The sequence below is a fragment of the Ornithinimicrobium cavernae genome, from assembly GCF_003121625.1.
Taxonomy (GTDB): Bacteria; Actinomycetota; Actinomycetes; order Actinomycetales; family Dermatophilaceae; genus Ornithinicoccus; species Ornithinicoccus cavernae.
Map to the genome: position 1 here is coordinate 164,360 of NZ_QDDJ01000011.1, position 10,594 is coordinate 174,953.

Annotated in this window: 8 protein-coding genes; all 8 read left to right on the plus strand. The window is 71.6% G+C overall.

What is annotated here, in order from left to right:
* Positions 1 to 238 precede the first annotated feature (238 nt).
* The 8 genes from pheS (at position 239) to tyrS (ending at position 10,104) form a co-directional block, all read left to right on the plus strand.
* On the plus strand, positions 239 to 1,333 hold the full coding sequence (pheS, locus tag DA085_RS14055) for a phenylalanine--tRNA ligase subunit alpha (protein ID WP_109473600.1): 1,095 nt from the start codon (positions 239 to 241) through the stop codon (positions 1,331 to 1,333).
* Positions 1,333 to 3,882 (plus strand): phenylalanine--tRNA ligase subunit beta, encoded by a 2,550-nt coding sequence (gene pheT, locus DA085_RS14060; protein ID WP_109473601.1) that lies wholly within the window; start codon positions 1,333 to 1,335, stop codon positions 3,880 to 3,882. The genes pheS and pheT overlap by 1 nt, the downstream gene beginning before the upstream one ends.
* Positions 3,879 to 4,742 (plus strand): SDR family NAD(P)-dependent oxidoreductase, encoded by an 864-nt coding sequence (locus DA085_RS14065; RefSeq protein WP_237565518.1) that lies wholly within the window; start codon positions 3,879 to 3,881, stop codon positions 4,740 to 4,742. Before pheT ends, DA085_RS14065 begins: the two co-directional genes overlap by 4 nt.
* A 77-nt stretch (positions 4,743 to 4,819) precedes the next feature.
* Positions 4,820 to 5,776: a phosphotransferase gene (locus DA085_RS14070; RefSeq protein WP_161958506.1), complete on the plus strand. Its 957-nt coding sequence runs from the start codon at positions 4,820 to 4,822 to the stop codon at positions 5,774 to 5,776.
* A gap of 45 nt (positions 5,777 to 5,821) precedes the next feature.
* On the plus strand, positions 5,822 to 6,346 hold the full coding sequence (locus DA085_RS14075) for an arginine repressor (RefSeq protein WP_109473627.1): 525 nt from the start codon (positions 5,822 to 5,824) through the stop codon (positions 6,344 to 6,346).
* A gap of 31 nt (positions 6,347 to 6,377) precedes the next feature.
* Positions 6,378 to 7,799 carry an argininosuccinate lyase gene (gene argH, locus DA085_RS14080; protein ID WP_109473604.1) on the plus strand — a complete coding sequence of 474 codons (1,422 nt, stop codon included), beginning with the start codon at positions 6,378 to 6,380 and terminating at the stop codon, positions 7,797 to 7,799.
* A gap of 214 nt (positions 7,800 to 8,013) precedes the next feature.
* A complete protein-coding gene (locus DA085_RS14085; RefSeq protein ID WP_109473605.1) occupies positions 8,014 to 8,667 on the plus strand; it encodes a DNA-3-methyladenine glycosylase in 654 nt (217 codons plus the stop codon).
* A gap of 171 nt (positions 8,668 to 8,838) precedes the next feature.
* Positions 8,839 to 10,104 carry a tyrosine--tRNA ligase gene (tyrS, locus tag DA085_RS14090; RefSeq protein WP_109473606.1) on the plus strand — a complete coding sequence of 422 codons (1,266 nt, stop codon included), beginning with the start codon at positions 8,839 to 8,841 and terminating at the stop codon, positions 10,102 to 10,104.
* Positions 10,105 to 10,594: the final 490 nt, after the last annotated feature.

Below are 10,594 nucleotides of genomic sequence, written 5' to 3' on the forward strand. Positions count from 1 at the left end.
CTTGGGTTCAGGCGACATCGCGGGTAGAAGCCGGGCACGTGCCCGCCGGACTCGACCCCCTCGTCGGTAGGACGGTCCTGTGGCGGGCCGGTGCGCGGCCGGAGCGCGGGGCCGGGCGGGTGCGCGGCCGGGGCGCCTGGCCGGAGCGCGGGGCCGAGGGCGCCGGGCAGGGTCGGTCGCGCTGGGCAGGCGGGAACCCTTTCGCCGGGGCGGTCCCCGCCCACTTAGACTCGGGCGCGTGTCCGGACCCAACACGAACTATGACCCCGTCGAGGTGACGGCCCTCGACCCAGCCATGGTCGAGCAGGACGTCACCGACGCCCTCGCCGCCATCAAGGCAGCCGTCAGCCTCGACGAGCTCAAGGCCGCGCGGATCGCGCACGCCGGCGAGAAGAGCCCACTGGCCCTGGCGAACCGCGAGATCGGAGCCCTGCCACCCAGCGCCAAGGCCGAGGCCGGCAAGCGTGTGGGCCAGGCGCGGGGACGGGTCAACCAGGCCCTCGCGGCACGGCAGACCGAGCTCGAGGCCGAGCGCGACGAGCGCATCCTCGTCGAGGAGGCGATGGACCTCACGCTCCGCGCGGACCGGCGCCCGTTCGGGCGCCGCCACCCGATCACGCTGACCGCGGAGCGGATGGCCGACGTGATGGTCGGCATGGGCTGGGAGATCGCCGAGGGGCCGGGTGTCGAGGCCGAGTGGTTCAACTTCGACGCGCTCAACTTCGACAAGGACCACCCGGCCCGTCAGATGCAGGACACCTTCTTCGTCGACCCCGCCGACGCAGGCGTCGTGCTGCGCACCCACACCTCGCCCGTGCAGGCGCGCGCCCTCCTCGAGCGCGGCGCACCGCTGTATGTCGCCGTGCCCGGCAAGACCTTCCGCACCGACGAGCTCGACGCCACCCACACGCCCGTATTCCACCAGATGGAGGGCCTGGCGATCGACGAGGGCCTGACCATGGCCCACCTCAAGGGCACCCTGGACCGGTTGGCCAGCGAGCTGTTCGGCGAGGGCCTGACGACCCGGCTGCGCCCGGCCTACTTCCCGTTCACCGAGCCCAGCGCCGAGATGGACTTCCAGTGCTTCGTGTGCCGCGGCGAGGACAGTGCGTGCCGCACGTGCGGTGGCACCGGGTGGATCGAGTGGGGTGGCTGCGGGATGGTCAACCACAACGTGCTCCGGGCCTGCGGTGTCGACCCGGAGCGCTACCAGGGTTTCGCGTTCGGCATGGGGGTGGAGCGGTCGCTGATGTTCCGCAACAACCTGGCTGACATGCGGGAGATGATCGAGGGAGACGTGCGCTTCAACGCGCAGTTCGGGATGGAGATCTGATGCGGGTTCCCCTTGACTGGCTCAGGGAGTATGCCGAGGTGCCGGCCGGGGCGACCGGCGTCCAGGTCGCGGCGGACCTGGTCCGCGTCGGGCTCGAGGAGGAGGGTCTGCACGGCGGCGACATCCAGGGACCGCTGGTGGTCGGCCGTGTCCTGGAGATGACCCCCGAGAAGCAGAAGAACGGCAAGACGATCAACTGGTGCCAGGTCGATGTGGGGCAGGCCAACGGCACCGGGGAGCCGCAGGGCATCGTCTGCGGCGCGCACAACTTCGCCCCCGGCGACTTGGTCGTGGTGATCCTGCCCGGCGGGGTGCTGCCCGGGAACTTCGAGATCTCGGCACGCAAGACCTACGGGCACGTCAGCGCAGGGATGATCTGCTCCTCCCTCGAGCTGGGACTGGGCGATGACCACGACGGCATCATCGTGCTCACCGACTGGCTCGGCGCGGGCGCCGAGGGCCTCGTGCCCGGGCAGGACGCCATCCCGCTGCTGGGGCTGGACCGGGAGACGGTCGAGGTCAATGTCACCCCCGACCGCGGCTACTGCTTCTCGATCCGCGGCATCGCCCGGGAGTACTCCCACAGCACCGGTGCCGCCTACCGCGACCCCGCGCTGGTGCGCGTGGTGGATGGCGCGGAGAACCCGCTGACGGCCCCGGGGGCCACGCAGGACGGCTTCGCCGTCGAGCTGCGCGACGGGTCGCCGCTGAACGGCACCCCGGGCTGCGACCGCTTCGTCACCCGGATCGTGCGCGGCCTGGACCCGCAGGCACCGACGCCGGCCTGGATGGTCACCCGCCTCACCGAGGCGGGCATGCGGCCCATCTCCCTGGCCGTCGACGTCTCCAACTACGTGATGCTGGCGCTCGGGCAGCCGACCCACGCCTACGACCTGGCCAAGGTCGACGGGCCCATCGTGGTCCGGCGCGCACGCGCGGGGGAGAAGCTCACCACGCTGGACGACGTCGAGCGCGCCCTCGACCCCGAGGACCTGCTCATCACCGACGGCGGGGAGACGCTGCTCGGCATCGCCGGCGTGATGGGTGGAGCCTCCAGCGAGGTAAGCGACACGACGACCGACGTGCTCATCGAAGCCGCGCACTTCGACCCGCGCACTGTCGCCCGCAGTGCCCGGAGGCACCGGCTCTCGACGGAGGCCTCCAAGCGGTTCGAGCGCGGTGTCGACCCCGAGCTCGCCCCGCAGGCCGCCCAGCTGATGGTCGAGCTCATGACTGAGCTGGGCGGGGGCACCGCGGACCCGGCAGTCACCGACGAGGGCGCGGTCGCCCCGCGCGAGGCCATCGGCATCGAGGTCAGCCTGCCGACGCGCTACGTGGGGGTCGACTACAGCCCGCAGCGGGTGCGAGAGGTGCTCGAGGAGATCGGTTGCCGGGTCACGGAGGCGAGTGCCGGCATACTGTCCGTCCTGCCGCCGTCCTGGCGTCCTGACCTGCTCACCGGACCCGATCTGGTCGAGGAGGTCGCACGGATCGACGGGTACGACAAGATCCCGTCCGTCGTGCCGACCGCACCCGGCGGACGAGGGCTCTCCCACGCCCAGCGTGCGCGACGCACGGTCGCCGCGGCCCTGGCTGGTCAGGGCCTGCATGAGGTGCTCACCTATCCGTTCGTGGGTGAGAGTCGCTTCGCCGACCTCGGCCTGGGTGAGGAGGACCAGAGGCGGCACGCCGTCCGGCTCGCGAACCCGCTCTCGGACGAGGCGCCCCTGATGCGCACGGAGCTGCTGCAGACCCTGCCGGACGCGTTGCGCCGCAACCTGGCCCGGGGTGCCAAGGACGTGGCCCTGTTCGAGATCGACACGGTCACCCTGCCGGACCTGAGCCGCAGGGCGCCGGTGCCCGGTGTCGGCGTCCGGCCCGACGACGCGGTGCTGGAGGAGATCCGGGCGGCCGTCCCGCACCAGCCCCTCCACGTGGCGATCGTGGCCACCGGACAGGCGGACCGCAGTGGCTGGTGGGGCCAGGGCCGCGCGACCGACGTCACCGACGTGGTCGGTTGGGCGCACGCGGTCTGCGACGCACTCGGTGTGGCGGTGGAGCGGCGGCAGGCCGAGCGCGAGCCGTTCCACCCCGGCCGCTGTGTCGAGCTCAGCCTGCCCGACGGCACGATCATCGGCTGGGCCGGCGAGCTGCACCCGAAGGTGGTCACGGCCCTGGGCGTGCCCGAGCGCACCGCGGCCGCCGAGCTCGACCTCGACGTGCTCTTCACGGCGAGCGATCGCCGCGCCCAGGGGGCGCCGCTGTCCAACCATCCACCGGCCGGGTCGGACATCGCGCTGACGGTGTCCCGGAGCACCAGCTTCCGCGACCTCGAGGCGTCCGTCCGTGCCGGGGCGGGTCCGCTGCTGGAGTCGGTGCGGTTGTTCGACGTCTACCGCGGTGACCAGATCGGCGAGGACCAGCAGAGCCTGGCCTTCCACCTCGTCTTCCGCGCCCCGGACCGGACGCTGACGACCGAGGAGGTCAACGCGGCGCGTGACGCCGCGGTCGCCCGCGCGGCGAAGGACCACGGGGCGGTGCAGCGATGAGTATGCCGACCCCCACCTCCCCGGACCGGTCCCGCAAGGACGCGGGCGGCACCGACAGCGCGCCTGTCACTGACCCCGCAGGGGACGTCCGCGGGCAGCGCGTGGCCCTGGTCACCGGAGCCTCCCGGGGCATCGGCGCCCACCTCGCCGCAGCGCTGCGCGGGGCCGGCTGGAGCGTCGTCGGGCTGTCCCGCAGCGGCAGCGGCGACCCCACGGGCGCGCCGACGGTCGCGTGCGACGTGACGGATGTGACCGCTGTGCAGTCCGCCGTCGATGCGGTCGTCGCGGAGCACGGACGGATCGACCTGCTGGTGAACAACGCCGGACTGGTCGAGCCGGAGCGGCCGCTCTGGGAGGCCGACCCGGACCAGTGGTGGCAGGTCATCGAGACCAACGTCCGGGGCCCGTTCCTGGTGACCCGAGCGGTGGTGCCCCACATGATCGCGGCCGGCGGTGGACGGGTGATCAACCTCAACAGTGGGTCCGGCACCCGGGAGAGCCCGGTCCTGACGGCCTACCACGCGAGCAAGTCCGCCCTGGCGCGGCTGACCGGCGGGGTGGCGCTGGCCGGGGCCGAGCACGGGGTGCTCGCGTTCGACCTGGCGCCCGGCGTCATCGAGACCGACATGACCCACAGCATGCAGATGCACCAGGGCCGGACGGAGTGGACCGACCCGGCCGATCTGACCGCGCTGGCCCTGGCCCTGGCCGACGGGGAGCTAGACGGCTTCTCCGGTCGGATGGTGCGCGCCGGTGCCGACGACCTCGACGAGCTGCGGAGCCGGTCGGCCCGGGGACTGGGCGAGGGTGAGCGCATGCTCCGGCTCCGGCCGTGGGGCGGGGACGACCCGCTCGCGTGAAGCGGACCCCCGGACGCAGTCCGCACAGCCGCGGGGGGTTCGCACCCACGGGTGATGCCTCGCGTGAGCCTGCAGGGGTGTCCGGGTCTCCAGAACCAGTCCGCCCCTACGGTGCGCGCATCAGCTGGGCCGACCTGCCCGAGCAGGTGTCTGCGTGGGTGACCGGGGAGCTCGGGGAGATCCTCGAGGTGATCCCGCAGCAGGGCGGGTTCTCCCCGGGCACGGCCGACCGGGTGCGGGGCACCCGTGGCAGCGGGTTCGTCAAGGCGGTGGGCGAGGGGCTGAACCCGCACACCCCCGGCCTCGTCGCCCGTGAGATCAACGTGCTCGCCAGCCTGCCCGAGTATGCCGGGGCACCGGTCCTCCTGGCCTCTCTCGATGAGCGCATCGAGGGCGAACGGTGGGTGGCCCTGCTCGTGGAGGACATCCCCGGCCGGCACCCGCACACCCCGTGGCTGGCCGGGGAGGTGGAGAGGGCGCTCGGTGCGCTCGGGACGCTCGTCGCCCAGCCCGTGCCGGCCGATGTCCGCCTCCCGCTCCTCGAGACGGATCTGGGTGGTGACCTGTCGTTGTGGCCCTCGATCGTGGCGGACCCGCCCGAGGACCTGGACCCGTGGGTGGTGGACAACCTGGACCGGCTCGTGGCGCTCGGAGCCCGCGCGCCAGAGGCGGTGGCGGGTGACTACCTCGTCCACACCGACATCCGCTCGGACAACCTGCTCGTGACTGCGGACGGCTCGGTCCGGATCGTCGACTGGCCCTGGGCCTGCCGCGGAGCGGCGTGGGTCGACACCCTGAGCCTGCTGCTCAACGTGCGCGTTCACGGAGGTCCCGACACCACGGCATACGACTCGCAGCTGACCGACCTGGGCGCCACCAGGGACGCGGTCGACGCGGTCCTGGTCGGCCTGTTCGGCTATTTCCTGCACGCGTCGCGGCTGGCCCCGCCTCCCGGGCTGCCGACGGTACGGGCGTTCCAGCGCGCCCAGGGCGACGTCGCGCTCGAGTGGGTCCGGGAGCGGCTGCCCGGCTGAGGGACACGGCCGCATGAGTATGCAAGACAATGTATAGTTGTGCAGGTGAGCACCGCAGAGCTGCCGGCCGGGGGGATCCCGACAACCCGTGCCGCGCGTCACCAGCGGATCGTGGACGTGCTCGACCGCCACTCGATCGCCTCCCAGTCCGACCTCCTGGAGTTCCTCGCGCGTGACGGCATCTCGGTCACGCAGGCGACGCTCTCCCGCGACCTGCTCGAGCTGGGGGCGGTCAAGGTCCGTCAGGGTCGGGGCCAGGTCTACGCCGTCCCGGCGCAGGGTGGCGACCAGGCCCTGCGGCCGGCGTCCGCCGAGGACGGCACCCGGTTGGCGAGGCTGTGCGAGGAGCTCCTGGTGTCCGCACGCGCGACCGGCAACCAGGTCGTCCTGCGCACGCCACCGGGGGCCGCGCAGTACCTCGCCTCGGCGATCGACCGCAGCGACAACCCCGACGTGCTCGGCACGATCGCCGGCGACGACACCATCCTGGTGATCACGCTGGGCCAGGACGGTGGGGAACAGGTGGCCGCGCGCTTCCTCGCCCTGGCCGGTCACGACACCGACCGCTGACCCGACCCACCCACCAGACACAATGGAAGCCATGACCCTGAGCCTCTGGGGCGGCCGCTTTGCCGGCGGTCCAGCCGATGCCCTGACCGAGCTGTCCCGGTCGACCCATTTCGACTGGCGACTGGCGCCCTACGACATCGCCGGTTCCCGGGCCCACGCCCGGGTGCTGCACCAGGCCGGCCTCCTGAGCGAGGAGGACACGGCGACGATGCTCGACGGACTGCGCCGGCTCCTGGCCGACGTGCAGTCGGGTGAGTTCGCCCCGGCCCCCGAGGACGAGGACGTGCACACCGCCCTCGAGCGTGGCCTGATCGAGCGGGTCGGTCCCGAGGTCGGTGGACGGTTGCGGGCCGGGCGTTCCCGCAACGACCAGGTGGCCACCCTGTTCCGCATGTACCTGCGCGAGCACGCGCGCCTGATCGCCGGCAAGGTGCTCGCGATCGTGGAGGCCCTCGTGGCGCAGGCGGCCCGGCACCCGGAGGTCGCGATGCCGGGTCGCACCCACCTGCAGCACGCCCAACCGGTGCTGCTCGCCCACCACCTGCAGGCCCACGCGTGGCCGCTGTTGCGCGACATCGAGCGCCTGCGCGACTGGGACAAGCGGGCCGGTGTCTCGCCCTACGGCTCCGGCGCCCTCGCCGGGTCGTCCCTCGGGCTGGACCCCGAGGCGGTCGCCCAGGACCTCGGCATGGCCACCTCGGTCGAGAACTCCATCGACGGGACGGCCAGCCGAGACTTCGCGGCCGAGTTCGCCTTCGTGATGGCGATGATCGCGGTCGACATCTCCCGGCTGTCGGAGGAGGTGATCCTGTGGGCGACGGCCGAGTTCGGCTTCGTCACGCTGGACGACGCCTTCTCGACCGGGTCGAGCATCATGCCGCAGAAGAAGAACCCCGACGTCGCCGAGCTCGCCCGCGGCAAGGCCGGTCGCCTCATCGGTGACCTGACCGGCCTGCTGGCCACGCTCAAGGGTCTGCCGCTGGCCTACAACCGTGACCTGCAGGAGGACAAGGAGCCGGTCTTCGACCAGATCGACACCCTCGACGTGCTGCTCCCCGCCGTCAGCGGGATGGTCGAGACGCTCACCTTCCACCCCGAGCGGCTCGAGGAGCTCGCCCCGCAGGGGTTCTCGCTGGCCACCGACATCGCCGAGTGGCTGGTGCGGCAGGGGGTGCCGTTCCGCGTCGCCCACGAGGTGGCGGGGGAGTGCGTGCAGGCCTGTGAGGAGCGGGGCATCGGTCTGGACGAGCTGTCCGACGAGGACCTGGCCGCGATCAGCGAGCACCTCACGCCCGCGGTGCGCACGGTGCTGACCGTGGCCGGCTCGATCGCCTCCCGTGATGCCAGGGGTGGCACCGCCCCGGCACGGGTCAGCGCCCAGCGCACACACCTGATCAAGCAGGTCGCCCTGGCCCGGCACTGGGTCGAGGACCTGCCGGTCATCCACGACTGAGCAGACTCGCCCACGGCTGACAGGGCTGGTCCACGGCGGGGCGGCGCGTCCACGGCTCGGGCGAGCCTGCGGCATACGACCGTGCGATCATGGCGGCCGTGACCGACCGGGGAACCCCTTCCGTAGCCACCTCCGCACCGCGTGACTGGGTGCTGGGGATCGGCCTGTCCCCGGCGGCACAGCCCGTCCCGGCCGCTGGTCGCGGCACCGGATTATGATCACGCGAGAGACCCTCGCCGGTTCGGCCGTCGAGGTGGCGCCGCTCCTGCTCGGCGCCGTGCTCGAGCACCAGGGGGTGGCAGTCAGGCTCACAGAGGTCGAGGCGTATGCCGGGGAGCGGGATCCGGGGTCCCACGCCTTCCGGGGGCCTACCGCGCGCAACCGGGTGATGTTCGGACCCGCCGGGCACCTCTACGTCTACTTCACCTACGGGATGCACACCTGCGCGAATGTCGTGTGCGGACCGGATGGTGAGGCGCAGGCCGTACTACTCCGTGCCGGTGAGGTGGTCGAGGGGTTGGAGACGGCCCGCGAACGCCGGAGGTCACCTCGCAGCGGCCTCGTGCCGCCCGACCGCGACCTGGCGCGTGGACCCGCACGGTTGGCAAGCGCCCTGGGCCTCACCCTCGACGACTACGGCACCGACCTGCTGGGTAACGGGACCGTGCGACTGACGCGAGGGACGCCGGTCGCGGGCGGGGAACGGGGGAGCGCTCCGGACGGCCAGCCGGTGATCCGCACCGGACCCAGGGTCGGGCTGCGCGGACCTGGTGGGGACGGCACGGCATACCCCTGGCGGTTCTGGCTGGACGGGGACCCGACGGTGTCGGTCTACCGACCGGCAGCACCGCTCCGGCGCCGCACCTGACCCAGACGGTCGGCTCCACCAGCCGCGGCTCCAACGGGGCCTGCGCGGCAGGTACCCGCGGTTGCGCAACCGGCGCGACCGTTCACGGCCCCGCTGACCTCCGGTTGGTGTCGGCGGGGGAGGATAAGGCACGCTGGACGGCACATCATGAACGAGAGACCAGAGGTAGACGTGAGCGACATCTTTGAGGAGCTGCAGTGGCGGGGTCTCGTGGCCCAGACCACCGACGAGGAGGCCCTGCGCGCCTCGCTGGACGACGGCCCGGTCACGGTCTACTGCGGCTTCGACCCGACTGCCCCCTCGCTGCACTTCGGCAACCTGGTCCAGCTCGTGATGCTGCGCCACCTCCAGCGGGCGGGCCACCGGGTCATCGTGCTGGTGGGCGGCTCCACCGGCCTGATCGGTGACCCCAAGCCCACGTCCGAGCGGGTGCTCAAGACCAGGGAGCAGACGGCGGCGAACGTCGCACGGATCAAGGCGCTGGTGCGCCCCTTCGTCGACTTCGAGGGCGACAACCCAGCCGTCCTGGTGGACAACCTGGACTGGACGGCGCCCCTGTCGGCGCTGGACTTCCTGCGCGAGATCGGGCAGCACTTCCGCGTCAACCAGATGATCCGCAAGGACGCCGTCGCCGCACGCCTGCAGAGCGAGGCGGGCATCAGCTACACCGAGTTCAGCTACCAGATCCTCCAGGCGCTGGACTACCTGCACCTCTACCGGGAGTTCGGCTGCACGCTGCAGACCGGTGGGCAGGACCAGTGGGGCAACCTCACCGCGGGTGTGGACCTCGTGCACCGTGCCGAGGGGACCACCGTGCACGTCATGACGACGCCGCTGCTCACCGACGAGAACGGTCAGAAGTACGGCAAGTCCGAGGGGAATGCTGTCTGGCTGTCTGCCGACATGACGAGCCCGTACGCCTTCTACCAGTACTGGATCAACGTGGCCGACTCCGAGGTGAGCAAGCTGCTCAAGGTGTTCACGACCCGCACGCGCGCAGAGATCGAGGACCTGGAGCGCTCGACGCAGGAGAGGCCGCACCTGCGCGAGGCACACCGCGTCCTGGCTGCCGATGTCACCACGCTGGTGCACGGCCCCGAGGCCACGGCGCAGGTGCAGGCCGCTAGCCAGGTGCTCTTCGGCAAGGGCGACCCCGCCGACATCGATGCGCGCACCCTGGGCGATGCCACCGCCGAGCTGCCCGGTGGAGACGTGGAGGTCGGCGCCAGCGTCGTGGACGCGCTCGTCGCAACCGGGCTGGCCGACAGTCGTGGTGCAGCCCGCCGCCTGGTCGGGGAGGGTGGGGTGAGCGTCAACAACGACAAGGTGAGCGACCCCGAGCACGTGCTGGGGGAGGACGCCTTCCTGCACGGGAGCATCGCGCTGCTGCGCCGGGGTCGGAAGAACCTGGCGGCCGCCCGTCGCGCGACACCCTGACCGGGTGCCGCCGGCGGGAGCCTGCCCTGGAGAGCGGCGCGGTTGCTCCAGGACCGCTCCTGGGGCAGCCCCGGCGTGGCCCCGATGGACCCAATAGGCCACTGACCAGCGGATTTGTGTTTCTCGGCGAAGGTGACCTAATGTTGTGCTTCGCCAGCCCAGCAGGGAGGCACGGACACCCGGTCAGCCGGAGTGGCCGGTCCCGCAGGAGCTAGGCACCCACCACGCCACAACCGGCAGCAGTTCGCTGCACAAGCCGGATGCGCCCAGAGCGCAGGCAAGGTGGTACGATTTACAGGTTGCCCCAAACACTGTGACTGGTTGTTGCTGGTTGTGGTGGGTGGTGTGTGTCCGATCTTTGAGAACTCAACAGCGTGTCAGTAATCGATGCCAATTTTTCCTGTCCTGGGGCATGGTGTGCATTCTTTGTGGGTGTGTGTTGTGTTCTGGTGGCAAGGATTTCTTTGAATTTGATGGATGAGTCAGTTGA

Excerpts from the sequence above, each read along its gene's own strand:
- pheT (WP_109473601.1), top strand. The coding sequence starts at position 1,333 with ATGCGGGTTCCCCTTGACTGGCTCAGGGAGTATGCCGAGGTGCCGGCC.
- DA085_RS14065 (WP_237565518.1), top strand. The coding sequence starts at position 3,879 with ATGAGTATGCCGACCCCCACCTCCCCGGACCGGTCCCGCAAGGACGCG.
- argH (WP_109473604.1), top strand. The coding sequence starts at position 6,378 with ATGACCCTGAGCCTCTGGGGCGGCCGCTTTGCCGGCGGTCCAGCCGAT.
- DA085_RS14085 (WP_109473605.1), top strand. The coding sequence starts at position 8,014 with ATGATCACGCGAGAGACCCTCGCCGGTTCGGCCGTCGAGGTGGCGCCG.